Source organism: Paraburkholderia sp. Ac-20340 (assembly GCF_017104965.1).
In the GTDB taxonomy this organism is placed as follows: domain Bacteria; phylum Pseudomonadota; class Gammaproteobacteria; order Burkholderiales; family Burkholderiaceae; genus Paraburkholderia.
Genome location: NZ_JAAGPR010000002.1, coordinates 43,047 through 66,672, shown reverse-complemented (window position 1 = coordinate 66,672; position 23,626 = coordinate 43,047). Strand labels below are relative to the sequence as shown.

Here is a 23,626-nt window from a genome sequence, read left to right as displayed (position 1 = left end):
TGACCTCGATGGCTCACTTGCCTTGCGGTCGCAGGTATGCGAGCCAGCGGCGCTCGGCCTGGCGGAACAGCCACACGAGCGTGAAAGAAATGATCAGGTACAGCATGGCGGCGATGCCGAAGGCGCCAAACGACTGATAGGTGGCCGAATTGACGTCGCGGGCGATCTTCAGGATGTCCGGCACGGTGGCCGTGAACGCCACGGTCGTTGCGTGCAGCATCAGGATGACTTCGTTGCTGTAGTAGGGCAGCGCGCGGCGCAGCGCCGACGGCAGGATCACGCGCCGATACAGCGTGAACGGCGACATGCCATAGGCGCGCGCGGCCTCGATCTCGCCGTAGGGCGTGGCCTTGATGGCGCCCGCGAAGATCTCGGTGGTGTACGCGCAGGTGTTGAGCGTGAAGGCGAGCAGCGTGCAGTTCATGCCGCTGCGGAAGAACGCGCTCGTCAGCTCGTGATTGCGGATGATGTCGAGGCTATAGAGGCCCGTGTAGCACAGCAGCAGCTGCACATAGAGCGGCGTGCCGCGGAAGATATACGTGTAGAGCCACACGAGGCCCGACAGCCACTTCTTCTTCGAGACGCGCGCCACGGCGAGCGGCACCGACAGACAGAAGCCGAGGCCGATCGACACCACCAGCAGCCACGCCGTAATGGCGACGCCGGTGAAGTGATAGCCGTCGGTATAGAGGTAATTGCGCCAGTATTGCTGGATCAGCTCGATCAGGTCTTGCATTGTCGTTGGCCTTGTCCTGTGCCTGAGTCGCTTCAGAGATCCGCTTTGCGCACGCCGGTGGAGTAGCGCTTGTCGAGATACATGAGCACGAAGTTCGAGACGGTCGTGATGACGAGATAGATCGCGCCCGCCAGCAGCGTGAAGAAGAAGAAGCGCAGCGTGCCCTTGCCGGCGTCCTGGCTCGCCTTCACGACATCGGCGAGACCGATGATCGACACCAGCGCGGTGGACTTCACCAGCACCTGCCAGTTATTGCCGATGCCGGGCAGGGCGAAGCGCATCATCTGCGGGAACATCACGCGCGTGAACACCTGCCAGTTGGTCATGCCGTAGGCGTGGCCCGCTTCGAGCTGGCCGCGCGGCACCGAAAGAAACGCGCCACGGAACGTTTCGGTGAAATACGCGCCGTAGATGAAGCCCAGCACGATCACGCCAGCGAGGAACGGGTCGATGTCGATCTGATCCATGCCGAAGTGGTCGGTGACCATGTTCAGCCAGATCTGGATGCTATAGAACAGCAGCAGCATCAGCACGAGATCGGGCACGCCGCGAATGATCGTGGTGTAGGCCGTGCCCGCGCCGTTGACGACGCGGTTTTTCGACAGCTTCGCCGCCGCGCCCAGCAGGCCGAGCACGAACGACAGCACGAGCGAGAGCACGGCGAGCTTGACGGTCTGCCAGGTGCCGGCGAGGATCAGCGGGCCGTAGCCTTGAAGAAACATAGGTGAGTCCCTGACGGGGCGACCCCGAAAACGTGGAGTGCGTCCCGCGAAAGACGCGGCAGTCGCTGCCGCGGTTCAATTGCCGTTCATGCGCGGCCGGCGTGGCTGGCCGCGTTCCCGTTGGTGCGATGGTTCGTTGTTCTGCGCCGGTTCCGGGCTGCTACCCTCGAAACCTGCGCGGCTGCCACTGCGCGGTTGCAACTGCGTGGTGGCCACTGTATACGAAGGCCTCGCGCGGTCTATCGGGGCGGGCCCCCGGCCGCGCGGCCCTGCAGCTTACTTGCCTTTGTAGATATCGAAGTCGAAATACTGCTTCGCGATCTTGTCGAACGTGCCGTCCTTGTGCATCGAAGCCAGCGCGGCGTTGAACTTCGCCTTCAGGTCCGCATCGTCCTTGCGCAGGCCGATGGCCGTGCCGTCACCGATCGTCGCCAGATCTTCCACTTCCGGGCCGGCCCAGCCGAAACCCTTGCCGCGCGGCGTCTTCAGGAAGCCGTAGTCGGCTTGCACTTCGTCCTGCAGCGTGGCGTCCAGGCGACCCGACATCAGATCCTGATAAACCTGGTCCTGGTTCGCGTACGAGATCACGTTCACGCCCTTGGGCGACCAGTGAACCTTGGCGTACGCTTCCTGGGTCGAGCCCTGCTCGACGCCGACGTTCTTGCCCTTGAGCGACTCCGGCGTCGGCAGCAGCGGCGAGCCGGTGCGCGCGATCATGCGCGCGGGCGCGTCGAACATCTTGTCGGAGTAATCGATCTGCTGGGCGCGCTGCGGCGTGATCGTCAGCGACGAAATGATCGCGTCGAACTTGCGGGCCTTGAGCGCGGGGATGATGCCGTCGAGGTCGTTTTCGACCCAGACACACTTCACGTTCATGCGCGCGCACAGCGCTTTGGTCAGATCGACGTCGAAACCGGTGATCTGGCCGTTGGCCGCCTTCGACTCGAACGGCGGATAACTCGCATCGACGCCGATGCGCACGGTTTTCCAATCCTTGGCTGCAACGCCGCTGGCAACGAGGGCGAGTGCGACGCACACTGCGAACTTCTTCATCATTCTCCTGTCGAGCCGGAGCACGTGCGGTGTGCACGCATCCCAGTTCTTTGCATTGCTGATACTGGCGCGGTTGTTCGCGAGGGTGCCGCGAACGGACCGGTTTGCCGGCGTTCTGGAAACGTCCGGCCGGCGCGCGCTGGTTTCGGGCCGGCTCTTGACCGGGCGCCGCCATTTTAGGCGATCAAAAATACGGGTCGGACGCGATGCTTCAGTGCATCGAATTCGCGCATCGAGTGCATTTCCCGCTGTCGCCTGCTGGAACCGGCCGCAAAGCGGGCGCGCAAGGGCGCCCACGACCGCCGCCGGTCGCAAAAGGGCGGTATTTTACCCGAAGCGCACGCCCGCGCGGTTTGTTGGCTCATGCCTGTCGCATTGGTCTGACAGGCGAAGCAAATACAAGCCCGCCATCGACGCATTGATGTTGCTGGCGAAACGATCCGGTGCGCCGCTGCGGATTGTCCTGGCGGGCTTTCGCCCTTACCTTGGGACATCGACATGATCGTCACGACCAACAGGAGATTCCGATGCTCGCCATCCGACGCGCCGACGAACGCGGCCACGCCAACCACGGCTGGCTCGACTCGTATCACAGCTTCTCGTTCGCGGACTATTTCGACGAAGCACACGTTCACTACGGCGCGCTGCGCGTGCTCAACGACGACCGCATCGCTGGCGGCAAGGGCTTCGGCGCGCATGGCCACCGCGATATGGAGATCGTCACCTATGTGCTGTCGGGCGCGCTCGCGCACCGTGACAGCATGGGCAACGGCTCGACCATCCGCCCCGGCGACGTGCAGCGCATGAGCGCGGGCACGGGCGTGATGCACAGCGAGTTCAACGGCTCGCCGGACGAGGAAGCGCATCTGCTGCAGATCTGGCTGCTGCCGAGCCTGCGCGGCGGGGCGCCCGGCTACGAAGAAAAGCGTTTCGACGACGCCGACAAACGTGGCCGTCTGCGCGTGATCGCCTCGCCCGACGGGCGCGACGGATCGGTGAGCGTGCAAAGCGACGCCTCGATCCACGCGGCGCTGATCGACGGCGACGAACGCGCGGATTACACGCTGGCGGCCGGCCGGCGCGCCTACGTGCACGTGGCGCGCGGCGCGGTGGAGGTCAACGGCCAGCGGCTGGACGCGGGCGACGCCGCGATGATCGACGCCGAAGCGGCGGTCACGCTCGCGCATGGCGAGCAGGCGGAAGTGCTGTTGTTCGACGTGGCGTAACTCCGTCCAGACGCCTGAACGAAAAAACGCCGCGGGATGCGAATCCCGCGGCGTTTTGTATTCCGGCGGGCAGATCGGTACCAGTCAGGTACCGACGCCGCCCGCCGACCAGACGCTTATTGCCCAGCCGGAGCCGAAGCCGCGCCCTTGCGATGCTCCCAGTGCTCGCGCATCTTCTCGTGGCGCTGTTCCATCTTCGCGAAGCGTTCCTTGAGCGCCGAGCTCACGGTGGTCTTCTGCTGATCGTTCAGGCCGTTGTAGAACGCCAGCCAGGCTTGCGCGGTCTGCTCGCGCAGTTGCGAGTCCTGCTGGTCGATCTGCTGATGCGTGCTGTGCATCGCGTTCAGATCGAGGATCGGCTGGTTCTTCTGCGCGTCGAACTGCTGCTTGAGCTGCTCGTGGTTCTTGTGCATCGCTTCGCCGTTCTGCTTCATCGTGTCGACGGCGGTTTGCCACTGCTTTTCCTGCGCGGCGTTCAGGTTCAGCTTGTCGTGCAGCTTTTTGGCGGCCATCATGAAATCGCCGTGCATGCCCGGGCCGCCGTGGTGGCCGTGCATCATGGCGGGGCCGCCCGGGGGCGGCGGCGTTTGTGCGTGAGCGGCGGTAGCGCCGATCGTGAGAGCGAGCGAGGCAGCGGCGATCGCGAGAAGGCGCGAAGGGGTCTTGTACATGGTGAAGCTCCTGACAAATCCTTGAAGGTTTGGTCCGGTATGGCACGTCGCTTCGCAAAAAGGTGCGGGCGTTCGCAACCGGTGTCCCTAGCGTATAGAGCGGTTGCGCCCCCCGTGTTACGGTCCCGGCTGCGGAAATTACGCGACATTACGGCGGCCTTTCGCGGTAACTTCTCGTAACCCAAACCCGGTCCGTGTAAGCAAACGGGCCACTTACGCGCGTTAAACTTCGTCCCATGGCTACTCAAATTCTGGTCGTCGATGACGACGTCGAACTGCGCGATCTGCTGCGCGACTATCTGGCTCGGCAAGGCATGGAAGTGTCGGTGCTGCACGACGCGGGCTCGCTCGAGCGCCGCCTCGAGCGCGAGCGTCCCGATCTGATCGTGCTCGATCTGATGATGCCGGGCGTCGACGGCCTGACGGCGCTGCGCAAGCTGCGCGCGTCTGGCGACGACATCCCCGTGATCATGCTGACCGCGCGCGCGGACGACGTGGACCGCATCGTCGGTCTCGAACTCGGCGCGGACGACTACCTCGGCAAGCCCTTCAACCCGCGCGAGCTGCTGGCGCGCGTGCAGGCGGTGCTGCGCCGCCGTCGCACGGTGCCGTCGGCGGCCGCGCCCGAACAGCGCGAGCCGTTCTCGTTCGGCCGCTTCACGCTCGATTTCCAGTCGCGCACGCTGCAGCAGGAAGGCAAGCCCATCATGCTGTCGGGCAGTGAATTCGCGCTCCTGAAGATTTTCGTCAACCACCCCATGCGCACGCTCACGCGCGAGCGCCTGCTCGAACTGCTGCACGGTCCCGAATATGACGGCACCGACCGCGGTATCGACGTGCAGGTGTGGCGTCTGCGCCGCATTCTCGAATCCGATCCGTCCACGCCGCGTTTCATTCAGACCGTGCGCGGCCGCGGCTATGTGTTCGTGCCGGACGGTGAACAGGGCAGTCATGCGCCAGCCGGTTGATTCGCTGTTCGGGCGGCTAGCGCTGCTCTTTATCGGCGTTCTGCTTCTTTCGCACGTCGCGTGGTTTGCGCTCATGCGTCTCGAGCGCGACCAGATGCAGACGCGCTACGCAGTCGAAGAGGCCATGTTCCTCGTCGATGCCGTGCGTCAGCACGTCGAGCGCGAGCCCGACCAGCCGCTCCCGTCGCGCGTGCAGGTCGTCGCGCCCGACAGCCCGGACGTGCCGTCCGTGCGCAACGACTATCCCGAGCCGCTGCGCCGCTTTATCGACGATATGCGCGAGCGCATGCCGCCGGGCACCGAGGTGCGCGCGGGCACGCCGGGCCGTCCGCCCACGCTATGGGTGAAGGCGCCCACGGACAGCAAATGGATTGTCGTGCCGGGTCAGCCGCTGCGCGTGATGCGGCCGATCGACCGCGCGCCGTGGTTCATCATCATTTTCTCGGCGGCGCTGGTGGCCGCGCTGGTGGCGGCGTGGATGGTGCAAAAACCGTTGCGCGCGCTCGCGCATGCCGTGGCGCGTTTTGGCCGCGGCCAGCCGGTGCCGCCGCTGCCCGAGCGCGGGCCGCGCGAGTTGCGCCAGCTCACGCGCGGCTTCAACCAGATGGTCAAGGAAGTCGAGCAAACGGATAAAGACCGTGCCGTGATGCTCGCGGGCGTCGCGCACGATCTGAAGACGCCGCTGGCGCGTCTGCGTCTGCGCGCCGAAATGATGGATGAGCAGAAGGTGCGCGACGGCGTGGTGCGCGACGTGGATTCGATGGCGCACATCATCGATCAGTTTCTGGTGTTCGCGCACGACGGCGCGGATCGCAGCGAACCGCTCGTGGTGGACGACCAGTGCGAGCGCATCGCGCGCAATTACCGCACGGTGGGCGGCGAATCGATCCTGATCGAGCGCCGCTTCAAGGCCGGGCCGGATTTCCGTCTGCCTGCGGCGACGCTCGAGCGTCTGGTGTCGAATCTGCTCGATAACGCGCACGCTTATGGCGCGCCGCCCGTGGTGATCGAAACGTCGCGCGACGCCGAAGGCTTTACGCTGTGCGTGCGCGATCACGGCAAGGGCATCGCCGATCAGGATCTCACGCAGGCCAGCCGGCCGTTCGTGCGGCTCGATCCGGCGCGCGGCGGCAACGGCCATAGCGGCCTGGGACTCGCGATCGTCGAGCGTCTGGTGCGGCGTGCGGGTGGCGAGATCGCCATCGGCAATGGGGAAAGTGGCGGCCTCGCGGTGCGTATGACGTTCCCGTACGAGGTGGTCGAGCGCACCGTCGCCGAGGCAGCGCAGATCTGGTGAGCGCCTTGCGGCGCTGTGCTGGAAGGTGTGCTTCGGCGTGGAAGCAGGGTGGTGGTGAGCGGATGTGGGCGCGTAGCGGTTCTAACGTCGCCCACTCTGCGCCTGCAAGGCGCGTATGACGCTCTGGATCGAGCGTCGGTCAAACTTCAATCAAACCGAAAACAGCGTGTCGAGTGCGGCGGCAGCCTCATTGTCGACCGTGTTGTAAGTCACGCTGCCCGCTTCGAAGATGTAGTGCGTCGTGTACTTGCCCAGGCGGGCAAGAATCTCTTCCTGTACCAGCTCGGGCGCGGCTTCGAGCTTCAGGTACCACGCGGTCGATGACAGGCGCGTCTGAAACGCTCCGTATTCGACCATCAACTGGTCGAACGCGAGAGCATCCTGATCGCGACAGACGATGACCAGATTTCCCTTCATGCATGCCTCCTCAATGTGCGGTGACTACGGTGCGTAGCGACCTGCGCCATGTCGGGCGCAGCGCGCATTCACGCACCCCGAAAGACTGAATTAACCGATGATACCGCGTTGAGCCGCCAGGCCCCGGTCGAGTCTTGCAGTGCACCATGGTTGCGGCTTTCCGTCTGTTACGGAAAACGACGGAAAACGCCTGGATTGGCGGCCGTTTTTTACCAGGTTTCGGCGGCCGTGCGCGGCGGCACGGCGCCGTCGGCGGTCATGGCTTCGCAGCGATCGCGCCCGCCCGCCTTGGCCATGTAGAGCGCCAGATCGGCGCGGCTCATCAGGCGTTCGGGCTGATCCTGGGACGGCGCGAGTTCCGTGATGCCGATACTCACGCTCAGGTTGGCTTCGTCCGGCAGTCCTGCGCAATGGCTCGATTTCACTTCGCGGCGCAGGCGCTCGATCACGTCATGACCGGTTTGCAAGGCGGTGGCGGGCAGCAGGATGCCGAACTCTTCGCCGCCAAGCCGCCCGACCGCATCGTCCGAACGTAGCTCGGCGCGGCAGGTTTCGACAAAATGCTGCAAGGCGCGGTCGCCGGCCGGATGGCCGAAGCGGTCGTTGATCTGCTTGAAGTGGTCGAGATCGGCGATCGCCATGCACAGCGGCTGGCCGTTCGCGTAAGCGGCGTCGATTTCGCGACGCAGCAGGTCGAGGAAATAGCGCCGCGAGAGCGCGCCCGTGAGCGCGTCGTGGCGCGCCTCGGCGGCCAGCAGCGCATTGGCGGCCTGCAATTGCCCGGCGAGATCGCGGCTCGCGCGGTGCAGGCGCCGCTCGCGCACCCACGAAATCGAAATCACCGCCGCCAGCGCCGCCGAACCTGCCAGCGTCAGAAAAATCAGCAGCCGGTCGCGCCGATGATTGGCGAGCAGTTCGCTCCACGCGTTGAGCGGATCGACCAGATGCGCCGACAGCCCCGAATTGAGCCCGCCGCGCACTTCATAGAGCGCAGGCGCGTGCTGGCCGGGCAGATCGACGAGCGCGTGCGCGTCGGCCTCGGGCATCCACGGCGCCTGGGAACTGGCGGCCCGCGCCGCGCTTTGCAGCGAAATCTCGCTGAAGCGCTCGCGCAGATAGGTGTTCACGCGATCGACGGCGTTCATTTCCTCGACGTGCGAGCCCGGCATCGCCAGGCCTTCGAGCGAGCTGTCGTGCGCCATCACGATCACGCCGTTGCTGTCGGAGACGAAGGTGCCGGGATGCGTGACCCAGTGCCGCAGCCGCGCGATGCTGACCTTGGCGACCACGGCGCCCACCAGCAGGCCGTCGCTATAGGCGGGCGCGGCCACGAAAATGCCCGGTTCGCCGCTTGAGGTGCCCACGCCGTAGGTTTCGGAGAACGCGCCCAGCAGCGTGTCGCTCAGGTACGCGCGCGGGCGCATGTCCACGCCCACGTAGGAGATTTTTTCCATCGCGTTGCTCGACGCGATGCAGATGCCGTTGGCGTTGACGAGCCAGATGGCGTCGAGACCCGAGAAGCCCTGGGCGTCGTGCAGGAAGCGGTTGATGCCGGTGAGATCGGGCACGTGCTGGAGTTCTTCGCGCCGCGCCAGTTCCGTCGAAGCGTGCGAGGCGGCATAATGCGCGGCCGTAGTCAGCGCCTGCTGAACAATGTGGGTTTCGGCCATGGTCGCGGGAATGGCGCGCGACATCGACAGATCGCTGGCGATCACCTCGGCCATGTTGTCGACGATCGAGCGCGTCATCTGGCGCTGCGCGCCCAGCGAGGCGTCGAGTTCCTGGCGCACCATGCGGTCGGCGAGCCAGCCGGCGCCCAGCCAGCAGACGAGCGCGACCACCACGACCCCGACGGGTCCGGCAGCCTGACGCAAGAGTCTCCTGTTCATCGGCCTTCTGGTTCGTAAGTGCGATCGCGGGTGAGCGTAGGCGGGCGGGTAGCCCGGCGTCGTGGCGCGGCGGCCGGTGAGACAGTCGGTACGACAGTCGGCGAGCCTTGCTGTGTCGGTATTTTAACTCCCGAACGACCGTGGAGAAGGCGCAAACGGTGCAGAAGCGCCGCTTTGATGCAGTTTGTATGCCCGATGCGAGCGCGGCGGCGCGCTCGCTGCGCCCATGCCTGGAAGCTTGCCGGAATGCCCTCGAAAGCAGCCCGAAAGCCCCGCCAGGCGTGACTTTGCGGCGAATCGCGCGGACCGCGGGCAAGGTTGAATGTGTCACGAATGTTGTAGTAGTGTCGTGCCGTTCGTGAGCCGGGCTCGCCCGCGCCGCTTGCGCAAACCCACGCTAACGAAATATCGAGTCCATGCGTTCTGTCCGTCCCGATTGCTGTTCCTCGTTGCACTTTGCCCGCCGTGCTGCGGTGCGCCGCGCGACGTTTCGTATCCATCAACCGCAACGCGGGGAGGGCGCCTGAATGGACTTCAGCTTCAATCTCAATCGCACCGCCAACGTTTCGGCGTGGCGCGTGCTGCCCAATCGCTGGGACTTCGTCGCGTTTCCGCTCATCATCTGCCTGATTGCGATGGCGGCTGTGGGTTTCCACGAAACCATGGCGCCGATCGCCGTGCTCAAGACGCAGCCGATTTCGCTCGATCCGGCCAATCTGCCTGAATACGCCATGCGCACGACGCTGCGCATGCTGGCGGCGATGGTCGCCTCGCTGATCTTCACGCTGGTGTACGGCACGCTGGCGGCCAAGAGCCGCCGCGCGGGCCAGGTGCTGGTGCCGATCCTCGACATTCTTCAGTCGGTGCCGGTGCTGGGCTATATCTCGTTCACGGTCACGTTCTTCCTCGCGCTGTTTCCGTCGCGCGTGCTGGGCGCCGAACTCGCGGCGATCTTCGCGATCTTCACCAGCCAGGCGTGGAACATGACGTTCAGCTTCTACCAGTCGCTGCGCACCGTGCCGCGCGATCTGGACGAAGTGTCGAAGGGTTTCCATCTGACCGGCTGGCAACGCTTCTGGAAACTCGAAGTGCCGTTTTCGATGCCCGGCCTCATCTGGAACATGATGATGTCGATGTCGGGCGGCTGGTTCTTCGTGGTGGCTTCCGAAGCGATCACGGTGGGCAACAACACGATCACGCTGCCGGGCATCGGCGCATATCTGGCGCAGGCGATCACCGAAAAGAACATGCACGCCATCGGCTGGGTGATTCTGGCGATGGTCGTCGTGATCCTCGCCTACGATCAATTGCTGTTCCGCCCGCTGGTCGCGTGGGCCGACAAGTTCCGCATGGAGAACACCAGTTCCGGCGATGCGCCCGAATCGTGGCTGCTCGACCTGATCCGTCGCACCCATCTGATTCACCAACTGCTGGTGCCGCTCGGCTGGTTCTTCTCGAAGGCCGCGCGCGTGCCGTTCCGTCTGCCGTTCGCACTACCCGCGCTACCCGCGCTTGCCGTCGTGCAGCGTGCAGCGCCTTCGAAGGCGCCGCGCGGCGGTCTGCGCGCGAAGCTCGGCGATGCGATCTGGGCTGTGTTCGTGATCGCGCTGACGATCTACGTCGTGTGGCGCGTGGTCGCCTATGTGCGCACCGGCGTCTCGCTCGACGAAGTCGGCCATGTGCTCGGACTCGGCTTCATTACGCTGCTGCGCGTGATCGTGCTGATCGCGATTGCTTCGGTGATCTGGGTGCCGCTGGGCGTGCTGATCGGCCTGCGTCCGGCGCTCGCGGAAAAATTCCAGCCGCTCGCGCAGTTCCTCGCGGCTTTTCCGGCCAACCTGCTGTTCCCGGTGTTCGTGATCGTGATCGTGCGGTTCCACCTCAATCCTGACATCTGGCTGTCACCGCTGATCGTGCTCGGGACGCAGTGGTATATCCTGTTCAACGTGATCGCAGGCGCGAGCGCCTATCCGAACGACTACCGCGAGGCGGCGAAGAATTTCCACATCCGCGGCTGGCAGTGGTGGCGGCAGGCGATGCTGCCGGGCGTGTTCCCGTACTACATCACGGGCGCGATCACGGCGTCGGGCGGCGCGTGGAACGCCAGCATCGTCGCCGAGTTCGTGCAGTGGGGCGACACCAAAGTCGCGGCGCACGGTCTGGGCGCGTATATCGCGCAGATGACCGCCGCCGGCGACTATCCGAAGATCATCCTCGGCATCGCCGTGATGTCGTTGTTCGTCACGCTGTTCAACCGCGTGCTCTGGCGTCCGCTCTATACGCACGCCGAGTCGCGGCTGCGGCTGGACTGATCGCAACTGACCGAATAAATCGAAGGCTCGAAGGTAAAGCGATGCAAAACCCCAAGACCCTCAGCGCCGCGCACGGCGACGTGCAGACCGCTGCGAATCCGCCGCGTCTCGGCGAAGAACTTCTGCGCGTGCAGAACGTGTGCCGCGGTTTCAACAAGAACCAGGGCGAACTGCTCGTGCTGGACGACGCCAATCTGTCGCTGCGCGAAGGCGAGATCGTCGGCTTGCTGGGCCGCTCGGGCTCCGGTAAATCGACGCTGCTGCGCATCATCGCCGGGCTGATCGAGCCGACGGCGGGCGATGTGACCTGGCGCGGCAAACCGCTCGACGGCCCGGCTGAAGGCGTGGCGATGGTGTTCCAGACCTTCGCGCTGTTCCCGTGGCTGACCGTGCTACAGAACGTGGAAGCGGGTCTGGAAGCGCAGGGCGTGGGCGCGCGCGAGCGCCGCGAACGCGCACTGGCCGCCATCGACCTGATCGGTCTGGACGGTTTTGAGAACGCTTACCCGCGCGAGCTTTCCGGCGGTATGCGCCAGCGTGTGGGTTTCGCGCGCGCGCTGGTCGTCGACCCGAATCTGATGCTGATGGACGAACCGTTCTCGGCGCTCGACGTGCTGACGGCCGAAACGCTGCGTACCGATCTGCTCGATCTGTGGACGCAAGGCCGCCTGCCGATCAAGTCGATTCTGATCGTCACGCACAACATCGAAGAAGCGGTGTTCATGTGCGACCGTATTCTGGTGCTGTCGTCCAATCCTGGCCGCGTGGTCGCGGAAATCAAGGTGCCGTTCAAGCACCCGCGCAACCGTCTCGATCCGGCGTTCCGCAAGCTGGTCGACGACATCTACGCGAAGATGACGGCGCGTCAGACCGGCGAAACCACGAAGAAGGGGCTGGAGCTGGGTAGCTGGCTGCCGCGCGTGTCCACCAACCTGATGGCGGGTCTGATCGAAACGCTGGCGGCCGCGCCGTACCACGGCCGCGCCGACATGCCGGAAATCGCCCGCTCGCTGCATCTGGAAGTGGACGATCTGTTCCCGATCGCGGAAGTGCTGCAGTACCTCGGTTTCGCCGATGTGCGCGAAGGCGATGTGCTGCTCACGCCGCCCGCGCGCGTGTTTGCGGAATTCGGCACGCAGGAGCGCAAGATGATGTTCGCGGAACATCTGCTGCGTCACGTGCCGCTGGCGGCGCGGATCAAGAAGGTGCTCAACGAGCGTCCCGGCCATCGCGCGCCGCGCGTGCGTTTCGAGCAGGAACTGGAAGATTTCCTCTCGGATGGCGCAGCGGAAGAAACGCTCGACACGGTGATCGACTGGGGCCGTTATGGCGAAATCTTCTCGTACAACGACCAGTCGGAAATCTTCAGTCTGGAAGACGTGGAGTCCTGATTTTCTGGATCTTCGCAGTCGATCAATGCAAAACGGTCGCCGAGGCGACCGTTTTTTTCGTGCTGCGAAACTGCAGAGGCGCTGCAAAAGCACTGCAAAAGGCGTTACTGCAGCGAGCCCCAACGCTCGACGGCCGGTTCGGCGGTGGCCCATTTCCAGCCGCTGTCGTCCTGACAGGCGCTCGCCGTGTACCACTGCTGGGGCGAGTCGGGCTTGTCGCCGTCCTGCACCGAGAACGCGAAGTCCTTGCACAGCGCCAGCGCCGACGCGAAGGCGCGCGTCACGCGCACTTCGCCGTGGCCGTTTTCGACCGGCAGCTTGTGCTTGATGCGCCAACTGTCGCTGCCGCCCACGGGCAAGCGCCCGGCCGTTTCGGCGATCATTTCCTGCTGATCGGCGTGCATGCTCTTCATGAAGCGGTTGACGGCTTCGTCGGTGGCGGCTTGCACGGCGATGCCCACGCCCACGCCGATGGCGGGATTGGCCGTGACGATGCCGGTGGCGGCGGCCGCCGCGGCGCCGCTGGCCGCGCCGATCGAACCGCAGGCGCTCACGCCGAGCGCCGCGCCCGCGCACAGCGCCACGAGCGCGATCAGGCGTGCGCCCGGCACGGCCATGCTGGTCGTGCCGCTCATTGCAGCGCGCCCCAGCGATCGGTGGCGGGTTCGGCGGACGCCCACTTCCACGTCTGACCGTCGCGGCACACCGAAGCCACGTAGAACGCGCTGCTGGCGGCCTTGTCCTTGGTCGCGTCGCGATCGACGGAGAAGACGATTTCCTTGCAGTCGAGTTCGCCCGTGCTGATCGCGCGGCTCACCGTCACGCGGCCATGCGCGTCTTCTTCGATGGGAAACGAGTGGACGATGGACCACGGCGCCACGCCGCCCACGTCGAGCGGACCGGCCGCCTTGGCGATGCTGTCCTGGGTATTGTTGTGCACGACGCGTTCGGAATACTGCACGCCGGCCTTGGCGGCCGCGAGCGCGCCCAGACCGATGCCGGTCGCTACGGCCGCGTTATTCGTGACCTTCGCGGCGACCGCTGCGCCCGCGACACCCGCGCCCGTTTGCGCGCCTTCGGAGTAGAGCGAACTGCACGCGGAGCAGGCGAGGCTGGCGACTGCGGCGAGCAGCGTGAGGGAAGCGCTGCGTCGCCAGCCTGCCGAAGCCGAACCGGCCGCGAGGTTGTCATTCCGCACTGCGCCTGCCGATGCTGCGCTGCGCGGTGCCGTCGATGGCGCATTGCACGCCATGGCACGTCGTTCTTGCATGTTCATTCCCTGCCGCTGGCGGCTGGCGCTCGCCTCAGGCGACGCTCCAGCACGTATTGATGCACCTTTTGAATGAAAACAAGGTGCTATTTCGTGCTGCGGATTGTGCAGGATGAGAATTACAAAGGGGATAGGGAAAATGCAAGAAATTGAAAAAGGTCGTGCGCCGCTTGTCATTGCATGGTTGCGGGCACGACCTTTTTGTGCGAATTAGCGCGAATTCAGCTTCGAATCGCGCTTCGAATTCGCGCGCGATATTTCTAATCGAGCTCGGCCGGATCGCTGTCGTTATCGCCATCGTCGAGCGGCGGTGCATCGCCGTCTTCCGCGCCATAACTGCCGAGCCGGTTATACAGCGTCTTCAGGCTCACGCCGAGCGTGCGCGCCGCGAGACGCTTGTCGCCGCCGCAGTATTTGAGCGTGCCGAGAATGATCTGCTTCTGCGCATCGGCGAGCGGCGTGCCGATCCACACGCTCATCGCATCGCCCTGCGTGACCGGCTTCTTCACCTTCGGCACGAGTTGCGGATGGGCGATCTCGACCTGCTTTTCCGCGAGGATGAACGCGCGATACACGGCGTTCTTCAGCTCGCGCACATTGCCCGGCCAGGACCAGTTGCGCACGGTTTCGAGCGCGCGCTTGCTGAACACTTTCTGCGTGCCGCTTTCCTCGTTGAGTTCGGTGAGAAAGAGCTGGGCCAGCAGTTCGCGGTCGCGCTCGCGCTCGCGCAACGGCGGCGCGCGCAGCGGAAACACGGCGAGGCGATACATCAGATCCTCGCGCAGCGCGTTGTCTTTCACGGCCACGACCGGATCGCGATTGGTCGCCGCAATGATGCGTACGTCGCCGCGTATCGTCTCGTTGCTGCCGACCGGACGGTACTCGCCGCTCTCCAGCGCGCGCAGCAGCTTGACCTGATGCAGCAGCGACATTTCGGTGACTTCGTCGAGAAACAGCGTGCCGCCGCGCGCGTGCTCGAAGTGGCCGTCGCGTGCCTGCACGGCGCCGGTAAAGCTGCCTTTCTCGTGACCGAAGAGTTCGGCTTCGATCAGCTCGTCGGGGATCGCACCGCAATTCACGGCGATAAACGGACCGTCGCGGCGCTCGCTGCGATCGTGGATCGTGCGTGCGACCAGCTCCTTGCCGGTGCCCGATTCGCCGACGATCAGCGCGGTGGCGTCGGTGACCGAGACGCGCTCGATCTGTTCGTACAGGTCCAGCATGATCGCCGACGACCCGTACAGCAGCCCATAGGACTGCAGACCGGGGACGCGCGCTTCGGCGCCGCGCGCATCCTTGCCGCTTGCATTGGCGGCTTCGCTGGCGGCCGCGCGTTGTCTGGCGTTGCCTTTCTCGTTACGGCGCGCGTCGCGTTCATCTCGCGTGGCGCGCGGTTCATCTCGTTCGGCGGCGGGCGAGCCCGGCTCGATTGACGCCATAGGGTATTCGTCCTGCAAAGTGAGTAAGTGGCCCGAGGCCGGGATAGTGGCTCGCGCGTCTTTCCGTCCGGGCGCACGCGCATCGAGGCGCGGCGCGCATGAACGGTCAGGCGCGACTTCAACGCAGGCTTCGGACGGGCGGCGACCGGCCAGGACTGACGCGGGCGATGCCGCGCCGCCGGTCGCAGGATTTCCATCTCGTAAACATTTAACCACTGCGACGCGTCAAAGGGCAATGGACGTGCCCGATCCGGTCCTGCATCTGTCCGGCATCGACGTGTGGCTGGCGGAGCTGGCACGCCTCGTGCTCCGCAACTCCGATGGCGCACGAGCGTCTACGCTAGAGGGTGGCGATTGCGACGCCGCTCCATGCGCTGAACTTGCGCAAAGAACTGGGAGAATCGATATGTCGAAGAACAAGCCTGGACTGTTCGGAACCCTGATGGCGGTGGGCGCGCTCGGCGCGACGGCCGGCATGCTGGCCTTGCGCTGGTCGCAGCGCCATCGCATGCAGCGTCAGCATCTGCATCGCGATCTGAGCCGCTGGGAAGACGAGGGCGGTGCGCTCTCGGAAACCGCGGGCGCGCTCAACGCCGCAGCGGCGAAACCGGCGGACGAGACGGCTACGCGCGCCAGCGGTGCGGCCGACGAAGCGAACGGCAACGCCTGGCCGTTTCCGACCAGCGATTCGGATTCGGCGACGCGGCACTGACGGAGATGGCAAGGGCGAAGTAGGGCTCGGCAAGGACAACGAAAGGATCAAAGTGGAGTCAACGCAGAGTCAACGCGGGCTCGATGCAGAACGCTTGCGCCCGGAATCGCGCGCCTGGCTATCTCGAATAAGTCTATAATAGTTAAATCCACAACAATCGAGGTTCGGGTTGCGTGCTGATCGCGGTATTGTTGCGCATTGTCGCCATAGTGCGATGAAAACTGCGCGCTTGCCGTCTGAACGCGCCCGACCGTTTCGTACTCCACTGCAGCGCAACGTGTGCGCCGCCAGCATTGCGGCGCCGGGCGGAATTGTCCGGCGCAGGCGCGATGCGCGCGGCGCGGATGTTTCGTGCATGGAGCCATTCACCTTTCAGGGCTGACGAGACGCGATGCCACATGTATTGATTGTCGATGACGACGCAGAAACGCGCGAAGCACTCGCCGCCGTGGTGGGCGAAGACGGGCTCACCACCGCGCAGGCGGGCGATCTGCGCGAAGCGCGCATCCAGCTGATTCGCCAGATGCCCGACGTCGTCTTCACCGATTTGAAGCTGCCCGACGGCAGCGGCACCGATCTGTTCCAGGATCTCGATCCGCGCTCGGGCGTGGAACTCGTCGTCATTACGGGGCATGCGACCGTCGAGACGGCCGTCGATGCGCTCAAGAACGGCGCGATCGACTATCTCGTGAAGCCGATCAACCTGCAGCGCGTCAAGGCGATCCTGAACCGTCTGCCGCGCGCGGGCGATCTCAAGGCCGAAATCGGCACGCTGCGCGGCGAGTTGCGCCGCATGGGCCGCTTCGGGCTGATGCTCGGCAATTCGCCGGCCATGCAGGACGTCTACGACCAGATCAGCCGCGTGGCGGTCACGCCGGCGTCGGTGATGCTGGTGGGCGAATCGGGCACCGGCAAGGAAGTGGCCGCGCAGACCATTCACCAGCTGAGCCTGCGCCGCAAGCACGAATTCCTCGCGGTGAACTGCGGCGCGATCTCGCCGAACCTGATCGAATCGGAAATGTTCGGCCACGAACGCGGCTCGTTTACGGGCGCGGATCGCCAGCACAAGGGCTATTTCGAGCGCGCGAACGGCGGCACGCTGTTCCTCGACGAAATCACCGAAATGCCGATCGAGCTGCAGGTCAAGCTGCTGCGCGTGCTGGAAACCGGCATGTTCATGCGCGTGGGCACGACCAAGGAAATCGAAACCGATGTGCGTCTGATCGCGGCGACCAACCGTGATCCCGAGCAGGCCGTGGCCGAAGGCAAGCTGCGTCTGGACCTGTATCACCGCCTGAACGTGTTCCCGATCAACCTGCCGCCGCTGCGCGAGCGCGGCAAGGACGTGGAACTGCTGGCCCAGGCCTTCCTCGACGAACTCAACGAGCGCCACGGCACGAAAAAGCAGTTCCCGGCGGCTGTGCGCGAGATGCTCGCGACCTACCCCTGGCCCGGCAACGTGCGCGAGCTGAAGAACTACGTGCAGCGCGCGCACATCATGGCGGGCAACGACGGCGATCTCACGGCGGCCGTGCCGCTGCAGATTTCGCTGTCGAAGCCGGTGGCGGGCACGGCGGTGACGATTCCGTTCGGCACCTCGCTGGCCGATGCCGATCGTCAGTTGATTCTCGCCACGCTGGAGCAGTGCGGCGGCGTGAAGACGCGGGCGGCCGAAATCCTCGGCATCAGCCTCAAGACGCTCTACAACCGGCTCGTCGAGTACGGTAACGAAACCGGCGGCGCCGGTAGCGCGGGCGGCAAGGGCGAGGCGTCAGCGCGCGCGACGGGCTGATCCCCAAGATCCTGAAGACGCGTTTGCCTGCACGCGATGTAAATCGCACCTGTTTTTCCGCTTCCTCGTTGTCCTCTCCCCGATTGTCCGCGGCACGCCGGGCGCCCTGAGCGCCCCGGCGGCGCGGGCGTTCGCCGCATTCGCCGCCGCTGGTATGTCGCTTGCAATCCGCTCGATAAACCCTTTCGAGGAGCGAGCGATGCCAAGCTGCAGACAATCCGATCCGTTCCGCGCGAAGCCCTGGCTGGCGCACACCCCGCAACCCGACGATCCGCCGCCCGATCAACCCGGCACGCCCGACGTGCCGCCGGTCGGGGACCCGCCTGCGCAACCGGGCGAGGTGCCGCGCTCGGTCGATCCGCGCTTCTATCCGGCGATGCGCGTTTCGCCACCCGCTGTGGCGCACGCTACGCAGGCCCGAGAAGAACGTGCGCAGATCGCCCGAACCGCCGAACGCGCGGGCCGCGCCGCGTGGGCGAGGTGGGCGCGCTGGGTCGGCTGGGTCGGCCAGACCGATCCGGCGACCCTGGACGCGTCAGGGCCCGATCAATCTCGCCGCGATGCAACAAGCGTTGCGCAGGTCCACCGTTGGTCCCGTGCCTGACGGTTGCATTCTTATGTACGAGTTACAAACGCCTGCCCATATTTACCGGCAATTTCACGCGGCGGTTCCTAGACTATAAAAACGCTACCGCCGTGTGACAGCGCATTTGCAGCCCGTTAGCAGCTTGTTTGCTGGAGGCATCGACATGAGACATCCCGCATTGCGCCGGTCCGCGCGTCACTCGGGCAAGCGTGGCCCGCGCGACGGCGAACAGAAGTCCAGCAACGCCGCGAATTTCGAGCCAAATCCGGTCGAACCGTCGAACGGACACGCCCCGGACCCCGCCAGCCAGAATCGCCCCGCGCCAGGCGTGCCGCCCGATGGCGAGCACAACCAGGGCGGCGCGCGCGCCGAAGGCCTCGACTATCAGCGCGATCTCGGCTCGGAGCAGGACGCCTGATTTCATCACTGCGCTGCAGCGATTTTTGTCGCTGTGCAGCGCATCGCCCCCTGAAAATTTTGCCGCACGATCCGGCTATTTTTCGCGCCGATTTTGCTCGCTTGCGCCGCGCGGAAAATAAAATTTCGCTCCGGATCGTGTCGAAGAGGCATGCATCTTGCGTGACATTACGGTGCACCGTCCCCGAACAACGAAACAGGAGGTTTAGCCGCAATGGGCAGACTGATCGTGGTATCGAATCGCGTTGCACCGACCCAGGAAGGGCGTCCCGCTGCTGGCGGTCTCGCGGTTGGCGTGCTGGACGCGCTCAAGGAAACCGGTGGCGTGTGGTTTGGCTGGAGCGGCGAAACCGTCGCCGAACCGGCCCCACCGACCATCGAGCAACAGGGCAGCGTCACATATGCCACGGTAGGTCTCACCCGTCGTGACTATGACCAGTACTACAAAGGATTTTCGAATACGACGTTGTGGCCGACGTTCCACTACCGCAACGACCTCGCGCGTTACGAGCGTCAGGAGTACGGCGGTTATCTGCGGGTGAACGTCACGCTGGCGCGCCAGCTCCAGCCGATGATCGAACCCGACGACATCATCTGGATTCACGACTATCACCTGATTCCGTTCGCGCGCTGCCTGCGCGATCTGGGCGTGAAAAACCCGATCGGCTTCTTCCTGCACATTCCGTTGCCGGTGCCGGAAGTCATGCGCTCGGTGCCGCCGCACGAAGAACTGATGAAGTTCCTCTGTCACTACGACGTCGTGGGCTTCCAGACCGATGCCGATCGACAGGCGTTTCTCGATTACGTCGAGCGCGGCGGCCACGGCACGTCGAGCGAAGACGGCATGGTTCACGCGTGGGATCGCTTCCTGAAAGTGGGCGCGTACCCGATCGGCATCTATCCCGATGCGATCGCCAAAGCGGCCAGCCAGTTCACCGACCGCAAGCCGGTGCGCAGCCTGCGCGACGCCATGCGCGGGCGCAAGCTGATCATGAGCGTGGATCGTCTCGATTATTCGAAGGGGCTCGCCGAGCGCTTTCAGGCTTTCGAACGGATGCTGCAGAACGGGCCGGGCTGGCATGGCCGCGTCTCGCTGCTGCAGATCGCGCCGCCGACGCGCTCCGATGTGCAGACCTATCAGACCATCCGCCGCAACCTCGAAGGCGAGGCCGGGCGCATCAACGGCCGCTTCGCGCAGCTCGACTGGACGCCGATCCAATACCTGAACCGCAAGTACGAGCGCAATCTGCTGATGGCGCTATTCCGTCAGGCGCAGGTGGGCTATGTCGCGCCGCTGCGCGACGGCATGAATCTGGTCGCGAAGGAGTATGTGGCGTCGCAGAATCCGGAAGATCCGGGCGTGCTGGTGCTCTCGCAATTCGCGGGTGCCGCCGAGCAGATGCCTGGCGCACTGGTTGTGAATCCTTACGATCTCAACCAGACCGCCGAGGCGCTGGAGCGTGCGCTGTCGATGCCGCATGCGGAGCGGCAATCGCGCTACGAGGACATGATGGCGTCGCTGCGCGAGAACAATCTGTCGGTGTGGCGCGATTCCTTCCTCGCCGATCTGCGCAGTGTGGCGACGGCGGCTTCGGTGACGGCGAAGGCGCGTAGCGCCGCGCCGGGTGCGAAGGCGCCGGTGTCGGGCGCAGCGAGCGTTCCGAACGCGTCGAGCGTGGCGCAAATCGCCAAAGCGGCCAGCGCGGCCAGCAAGGCAGACTAAACCGGCTTCTGGCGCGTTTTTCGCGCGCACGCATCACCCCAAACGGCGACCTTCGAGTCGCCGTTTTTCTTGCTCACCGACCGCCGCGCGCCGCCTGCAAACGCCGCAATCAGGCGCGCTGCACGCCCGCTTCGGCGTACGGATGGGGCGCTTCGGTCGGATCGAAATCGGCCCAGTGCCCCGCGTGCCATTGACCCGTGGCGCGCTCGACGTCATCGGCGCCGGCTTCGCGCAGCACGTCGGCGGCGAGCGTCTGGTTTTCGGCGCTCACATGGACGGTGAGCAGCACGCCCGACTGACGCGTTTCGCGATGAATGCGCGCTTCGTGCTCGGTGGCGCGATGCCAGCCCATGCCGATGCGCGCGCCAATCCACGCGCCCACGCCGGCCGCGATCACGACCGAAGGCAGCGAAGCCGCCAGCAGCGCGCCGAACAGCGACACGCCCACGACCGCGCCCGCGACGGCACCGGCCGTGAGATTGCGCATGCGATGCGGCGGCGCCACGGCAACCGGCACCGGATGCGGCGTATGACGCGCGTGCTGTCCGCGCGGATTGACGAAAAAGAGGTTGACGTCCTCTTCGACGAAACCGCGCGAGAACAGCTTCTCGGCGACGGCTTCGGCGGCGGGAAACGTCGTGAACCGGCCAGCGACGATCAGAGACATGGGAATCCCCCTCGATGCAGGTTGACTCGCCAGAAGAACAGGACCGCGGCGCAGCGGCGATCGACGCAAGCGTGAGAACAGCGAGCGGAGGAAGGCGGCGCGCCGTGTCTTCATGGTAGTGCGTGCGGGCCGCAAAAACGAGGTGGCCCGATGCGACATCGGCGTGCGGCGCTAACCGCCTGCTGGTGCGGTGCGGCGAGGCACGAGCCGCATCATGCTGACGATGGCCGCGACCGCTGCGAACGCGGTGCCCGCGTAAAGCGCCACGGTCGGCCCGTGCTGCGGCGCAACGCCGAAAATCAGCGCGACCAGCGCAGCGCCGAGCGTCTGCCCCGTGAGGCGCGCCGTGCCGAGCATGCCGCTCGCGCCGCCGCTGCGTTCGCGCGGCGCGGACGACAGAATCTGCCGGTTGTTCGGCGACTGGAAAATGCCGAAGCCCACGCCGCACAGCGCCATGCGCCAGGCAATCGCCAGATCGGCGGGATGCGCGCTCAAGGTCGCGAGCGACAGCAAGCCGAGCGCAAAAAGCGCCAGCCCCACGCCGCCAAGAATCCCCGCCGGATAGCGGTCGGAAAGCACGCCCGCCACCGGCGCGGCGACGATGATCACGAGCGGCCACGGCGTCATCAGCAGGCCGGTTTGCACCTGCGAAAAACCGTAGGTGTCCTGCAGCAGGAACGGCAGCGCGACGAAGGCCAGCATCTGCGCGCAGAACGAACACACCGAGGTGCTGATCGACAGCGCAAAGAGCGGATTCGCCAGCAAATCGACGGGCAGCAGCGGCGCGGGCTGCGATAGCTGGCGGCGCACGAAGAAATAGCCGATCACGACGGCGGCCGCGAATTCGATGCCGCTCAACAAGTGGTTTTCGCCGTGCCCGAGGCCATCGACGGCGAAGATCAGCAGACCGAACACCAGCGCGTTGAACAGCGCGCTCAGATAGTCGTAAGGCGCCGCATGCCGCGCGTTGAGCGGCAGCGCGCGCAGGCCCAGCGTGAGCGCGGCGATGCCGATCGGCACATTGATCGCGAACAGCCACGGCCAGGATGCGATCGACAGCACGCCGGACGCGAGCGTCGGCCCGACCGCCGAGGCGACCGCCACCACCATCGCGTTGATGGCCACGCCGCGCCCGAGTTGCGCGCGCGGATAAATCATGCGCACGAGCGCGGTGTTCACGCTCATGACGCCCGCGCCGCCGAAGCCCTGCACCATGCGCGCAATCGCGAGCGCGGGCAGCGACGTCGCCAGCGCACAGCCGAACGAGGCCACCGTGAAGAGCGCGAGCCCGCCCAGATACACGCGTCGATAACCGATGCGGTCGCCCAGCGAGGAAAGCGGCAGCAGCGAGATCGTCACCGAGAGTTGATACGCGTTGACGATCCAGATCGAGTTCGCGGCGCTGGCGTGCAGATGATGTGCGATGGTCGGCAGCGCGACGTTGGCGATCGCGCCGTCGAGCACCGCGAGCGTGATGCCGAGCGCGACCACGAGGATCGCGTAATAGCGTTGCGGGAAGGGCAGGCCGCTTTCGGGATCGTTGGGATCGGCGGTGGCGGACGCCAGGGCGGCGGCCTTTGAAGCGGCCTTGGAAGCAGCCTTCGAAGCGGCGATGGTTACGTCGGATTGCGGGCGTGTGGACATTGATGAGCGGGACGGCGCGCGTCTCCGTGCGCGTCGTCGGATGTATCGGTTGAATCGGGTTGTGTGGTGCGAAAGCGGCGCGGCGTTACACGCGCCGCGCTGGAATCTTCAGTGCTTATTTGAGTTCGTAAAGCCCGACGTAAGTCGTCGAGTCGATTTCGTTCAGATGCGTCATGAAGCGCGCGACCGCATTGGTGGTCTCGGGCGTGACGGGCAGTTGCGGCACCTTCAGCGCATGAATGCGGAAGATGTAGCGATGCGGTTTGTCTCCGCGCGGCGGCGCAGCGCCGCCGAAGCCCACCGTGCCGTAGTCGTTGCGTACCTGCAGCGCGCCGGGCGGCAGCAGGCTGCCATCGGCCTTGCCTGCGTTGCGGGCGAGCGCGCGCACGTCAGGCGCGATATTGACGACGACCCAGTGCCAGAAACCGCTGCCCGTGGGCGCGTCCGGGTCGTAGACGGTCAGGGCGAGGCTTTGCGTATCGGCGGGCGGCGCGTCCCACTGGAGCGCGGGCGAGAGATTGTCGCCCTCGACGCCGAAGGACCGGTCGTCGAACTCCTGCGCCTTCGGCATGAAGCCGTTACTCGGAAAATCGTCGGACCAGAGTCGGAAATCAGCCATCGCTTGCCTCCTTTCTCATGTGTTCTGACATCAATGCGTCATGCGCGCAGCAAGGCGCGCGGCGCGGAACCGATC

The 23,626-nt window shown here is 65.3% G+C and carries 21 protein-coding genes and 1 pseudogene; 10 read left to right on the top strand and 12 right to left on the bottom strand.

Annotated elements, in window-relative coordinates:
• Positions 1-13: 13 nt before the first annotated feature.
• The 3 genes from G3N59_RS03350 to G3N59_RS03340 form a co-directional block, all read right to left on the bottom strand.
• Positions 14-727, bottom strand: coding sequence for an ABC transporter permease (locus G3N59_RS03350; RefSeq protein WP_205981474.1), 714 nt, complete (start codon positions 725-727; stop codon positions 14-16).
• Between the two features lie 41 nt (positions 728-768).
• Complete coding sequence (gene hisQ, locus G3N59_RS03345) at positions 769-1,458, bottom strand: histidine ABC transporter permease HisQ (protein ID WP_205981139.1); 690 nt, start codon at positions 1,456-1,458, stop codon at positions 769-771.
• A gap of 276 nt (positions 1,459-1,734) precedes the next feature.
• Positions 1,735-2,511, bottom strand: a complete 777-nt coding sequence (locus G3N59_RS03340; protein WP_205981138.1) for an ABC transporter substrate-binding protein — start codon at positions 2,509-2,511, stop codon at positions 1,735-1,737.
• Between the two features lie 527 nt (positions 2,512-3,038).
• Here G3N59_RS03340 and G3N59_RS03335 point away from each other — a divergent pair.
• Entirely contained in the window at positions 3,039-3,737 is a 699-nt protein-coding gene (locus G3N59_RS03335) for a pirin family protein (RefSeq protein WP_205981137.1), read from the top strand.
• Between the two features lie 116 nt (positions 3,738-3,853).
• Here the strand turns inward: G3N59_RS03335 and G3N59_RS03330 are convergent, their stop codons facing one another.
• Positions 3,854-4,408 (bottom strand): periplasmic heavy metal sensor, encoded by a 555-nt coding sequence (locus G3N59_RS03330; RefSeq protein ID WP_205981136.1) that lies wholly within the window; start codon positions 4,406-4,408, stop codon positions 3,854-3,856.
• A gap of 236 nt (positions 4,409-4,644) precedes the next feature.
• On the opposite strand from G3N59_RS03330, the gene G3N59_RS03325 reads away from it, so the two are divergent.
• Together G3N59_RS03325 and G3N59_RS03320 are read left to right on the top strand one after the other, a co-directional pair.
• Entirely contained in the window at positions 4,645-5,376 is a 732-nt protein-coding gene (locus tag G3N59_RS03325) for a response regulator (RefSeq protein ID WP_027816580.1), read from the top strand.
• A complete protein-coding gene (locus tag G3N59_RS03320) occupies positions 5,360-6,673 on the top strand; it encodes an ATP-binding protein (protein ID WP_205981135.1) in 1,314 nt (437 codons plus the stop codon). Before G3N59_RS03325 ends, G3N59_RS03320 begins: the two co-directional genes overlap by 17 nt.
• A gap of 150 nt (positions 6,674-6,823) precedes the next feature.
• On the opposite strand, the gene G3N59_RS03315 is transcribed toward G3N59_RS03320, so the two are convergent.
• Positions 6,824-7,090 carry a hypothetical protein gene (locus G3N59_RS03315; RefSeq protein WP_027816578.1) on the bottom strand — a complete coding sequence of 89 codons (267 nt, stop codon included), beginning with the start codon at positions 7,088-7,090 and terminating at the stop codon, positions 6,824-6,826.
• Positions 7,091-7,299: 209 nt separating this feature from the next.
• Positions 7,300-8,979, bottom strand: a complete 1,680-nt coding sequence (locus G3N59_RS03310) for a sensor domain-containing diguanylate cyclase (RefSeq protein WP_205981134.1) — start codon at positions 8,977-8,979, stop codon at positions 7,300-7,302.
• Positions 8,980-9,506: 527 nt separating this feature from the next.
• On the opposite strand from G3N59_RS03310, the gene G3N59_RS03305 reads away from it, so the two are divergent.
• Both G3N59_RS03305 and G3N59_RS03300 read left to right on the top strand, forming a co-directional pair.
• On the top strand, positions 9,507-11,291 hold the full coding sequence (locus tag G3N59_RS03305; RefSeq protein WP_205981133.1) for an ABC transporter permease subunit: 1,785 nt from the start codon (positions 9,507-9,509) through the stop codon (positions 11,289-11,291).
• 41 nt (positions 11,292-11,332) lie between these two features.
• Positions 11,333-12,682, top strand: coding sequence for a nitrate/sulfonate/bicarbonate ABC transporter ATP-binding protein (locus G3N59_RS03300; protein ID WP_205981132.1), 1,350 nt, complete (start codon positions 11,333-11,335; stop codon positions 12,680-12,682).
• A gap of 104 nt (positions 12,683-12,786) precedes the next feature.
• Here the strand turns inward: G3N59_RS03300 and G3N59_RS03295 are convergent, their stop codons facing one another.
• The 3 genes from G3N59_RS03295 to G3N59_RS03285 form a co-directional block, all read right to left on the bottom strand.
• Positions 12,787-13,317 carry a hypothetical protein gene (locus G3N59_RS03295; protein WP_205981131.1) on the bottom strand — a complete coding sequence of 177 codons (531 nt, stop codon included), beginning with the start codon at positions 13,315-13,317 and terminating at the stop codon, positions 12,787-12,789.
• On the bottom strand, positions 13,314-13,952 hold the full coding sequence (locus G3N59_RS03290; RefSeq protein ID WP_241023165.1) for a hypothetical protein: 639 nt from the start codon (positions 13,950-13,952) through the stop codon (positions 13,314-13,316). Before G3N59_RS03290 ends, G3N59_RS03295 begins: the two co-directional genes overlap by 4 nt.
• 260 nt (positions 13,953-14,212) lie before the next feature.
• The gene (locus G3N59_RS03285; protein ID WP_205981130.1) at positions 14,213-15,391 is read right to left on the bottom strand and encodes a sigma-54 dependent transcriptional regulator; all 1,179 of its coding nucleotides are present in this window, start codon (positions 15,389-15,391) and stop codon (positions 14,213-14,215) included.
• A gap of 406 nt (positions 15,392-15,797) precedes the next feature.
• Between G3N59_RS03285 and G3N59_RS03280 the strand changes: the two genes are divergently transcribed.
• The 5 genes and pseudogenes from G3N59_RS03280 to otsA all read left to right on the top strand — a co-directional run.
• Complete coding sequence (locus G3N59_RS03280) at positions 15,798-16,103, top strand: hypothetical protein (protein WP_205981129.1); 306 nt, start codon at positions 15,798-15,800, stop codon at positions 16,101-16,103.
• A 391-nt stretch (positions 16,104-16,494) separates the two neighbouring features.
• Positions 16,495-17,895, top strand: a complete 1,401-nt coding sequence (locus tag G3N59_RS03275; RefSeq protein ID WP_205981128.1) for a sigma-54 dependent transcriptional regulator — start codon at positions 16,495-16,497, stop codon at positions 17,893-17,895.
• Between the two features lie 199 nt (positions 17,896-18,094).
• Positions 18,095-18,499: a hypothetical protein gene (locus G3N59_RS03270; protein ID WP_205981127.1), complete on the top strand. Its 405-nt coding sequence runs from the start codon at positions 18,095-18,097 to the stop codon at positions 18,497-18,499.
• A 145-nt stretch (positions 18,500-18,644) separates the two neighbouring features.
• Positions 18,645-18,899, top strand: coding sequence for a hypothetical protein (locus G3N59_RS03265; protein ID WP_205981126.1), 255 nt, complete (start codon positions 18,645-18,647; stop codon positions 18,897-18,899).
• Positions 18,900-19,112: 213 nt separating this feature from the next.
• Positions 19,113-20,507 (top strand): annotated as a pseudogene (gene otsA / locus G3N59_RS03260) (alpha,alpha-trehalose-phosphate synthase (UDP-forming)); the annotation flags it as partial.
• Between the two features lie 223 nt (positions 20,508-20,730).
• Here otsA and G3N59_RS03255 read toward each other — a convergent pair.
• The 3 genes from G3N59_RS03255 to G3N59_RS03245 form a co-directional block, all read right to left on the bottom strand.
• Positions 20,731-21,288, bottom strand: a complete 558-nt coding sequence (locus G3N59_RS03255; protein WP_205981124.1) for a hypothetical protein — start codon at positions 21,286-21,288, stop codon at positions 20,731-20,733.
• A gap of 171 nt (positions 21,289-21,459) precedes the next feature.
• Positions 21,460-22,932 (bottom strand): MFS transporter, encoded by a 1,473-nt coding sequence (locus G3N59_RS03250; protein ID WP_205981123.1) that lies wholly within the window; start codon positions 22,930-22,932, stop codon positions 21,460-21,462.
• Between the two features lie 115 nt (positions 22,933-23,047).
• A complete protein-coding gene (locus tag G3N59_RS03245; RefSeq protein ID WP_205981122.1) occupies positions 23,048-23,551 on the bottom strand; it encodes a YbhB/YbcL family Raf kinase inhibitor-like protein in 504 nt (167 codons plus the stop codon).
• Positions 23,552-23,626 lie beyond the last annotated feature (75 nt).

What these genes read in the sequence shown, in the direction of transcription:
- hisQ (WP_205981139.1), bottom strand. Translation starts at nt 1,458, where the DNA reads ATGTTTCTTCAAGGCTACGGCCCGCTGATCCTCGCCGGCACCTGGCAG.
- G3N59_RS03340 (WP_205981138.1), bottom strand. Translation starts at nt 2,511, where the DNA reads ATGAAGAAGTTCGCAGTGTGCGTCGCACTCGCCCTCGTTGCCAGCGGC.
- G3N59_RS03335 (WP_205981137.1), top strand. Translation starts at nt 3,039, where the DNA reads ATGCTCGCCATCCGACGCGCCGACGAACGCGGCCACGCCAACCACGGC.
- G3N59_RS03330 (WP_205981136.1), bottom strand. Translation starts at nt 4,408, where the DNA reads ATGTACAAGACCCCTTCGCGCCTTCTCGCGATCGCCGCTGCCTCGCTC.
- G3N59_RS03325 (WP_027816580.1), top strand. Translation starts at nt 4,645, where the DNA reads ATGGCTACTCAAATTCTGGTCGTCGATGACGACGTCGAACTGCGCGAT.
- G3N59_RS03320 (WP_205981135.1), top strand. Translation starts at nt 5,360, where the DNA reads ATGCGCCAGCCGGTTGATTCGCTGTTCGGGCGGCTAGCGCTGCTCTTT.
- G3N59_RS03315 (WP_027816578.1), bottom strand. Translation starts at nt 7,090, where the DNA reads ATGAAGGGAAATCTGGTCATCGTCTGTCGCGATCAGGATGCTCTCGCG.
- G3N59_RS03310 (WP_205981134.1), bottom strand. Translation starts at nt 8,979, where the DNA reads ATGAACAGGAGACTCTTGCGTCAGGCTGCCGGACCCGTCGGGGTCGTG.
- G3N59_RS03305 (WP_205981133.1), top strand. Translation starts at nt 9,507, where the DNA reads ATGGACTTCAGCTTCAATCTCAATCGCACCGCCAACGTTTCGGCGTGG.
- G3N59_RS03300 (WP_205981132.1), top strand. Translation starts at nt 11,333, where the DNA reads ATGCAAAACCCCAAGACCCTCAGCGCCGCGCACGGCGACGTGCAGACC.
- G3N59_RS03295 (WP_205981131.1), bottom strand. Translation starts at nt 13,317, where the DNA reads ATGAGCGGCACGACCAGCATGGCCGTGCCGGGCGCACGCCTGATCGCG.
- G3N59_RS03290 (WP_241023165.1), bottom strand. Translation starts at nt 13,952, where the DNA reads ATGCAAGAACGACGTGCCATGGCGTGCAATGCGCCATCGACGGCACCG.
- G3N59_RS03285 (WP_205981130.1), bottom strand. Translation starts at nt 15,391, where the DNA reads ATGGCGTCAATCGAGCCGGGCTCGCCCGCCGCCGAACGAGATGAACCG.
- G3N59_RS03280 (WP_205981129.1), top strand. Translation starts at nt 15,798, where the DNA reads ATGTCGAAGAACAAGCCTGGACTGTTCGGAACCCTGATGGCGGTGGGC.
- G3N59_RS03275 (WP_205981128.1), top strand. Translation starts at nt 16,495, where the DNA reads ATGCCACATGTATTGATTGTCGATGACGACGCAGAAACGCGCGAAGCA.
- G3N59_RS03270 (WP_205981127.1), top strand. Translation starts at nt 18,095, where the DNA reads ATGCCAAGCTGCAGACAATCCGATCCGTTCCGCGCGAAGCCCTGGCTG.
- G3N59_RS03265 (WP_205981126.1), top strand. Translation starts at nt 18,645, where the DNA reads ATGAGACATCCCGCATTGCGCCGGTCCGCGCGTCACTCGGGCAAGCGT.
- G3N59_RS03255 (WP_205981124.1), bottom strand. Translation starts at nt 21,288, where the DNA reads ATGTCTCTGATCGTCGCTGGCCGGTTCACGACGTTTCCCGCCGCCGAA.
- G3N59_RS03250 (WP_205981123.1), bottom strand. Translation starts at nt 22,932, where the DNA reads ATGTCCACACGCCCGCAATCCGACGTAACCATCGCCGCTTCGAAGGCT.
- G3N59_RS03245 (WP_205981122.1), bottom strand. Translation starts at nt 23,551, where the DNA reads ATGGCTGATTTCCGACTCTGGTCCGACGATTTTCCGAGTAACGGCTTC.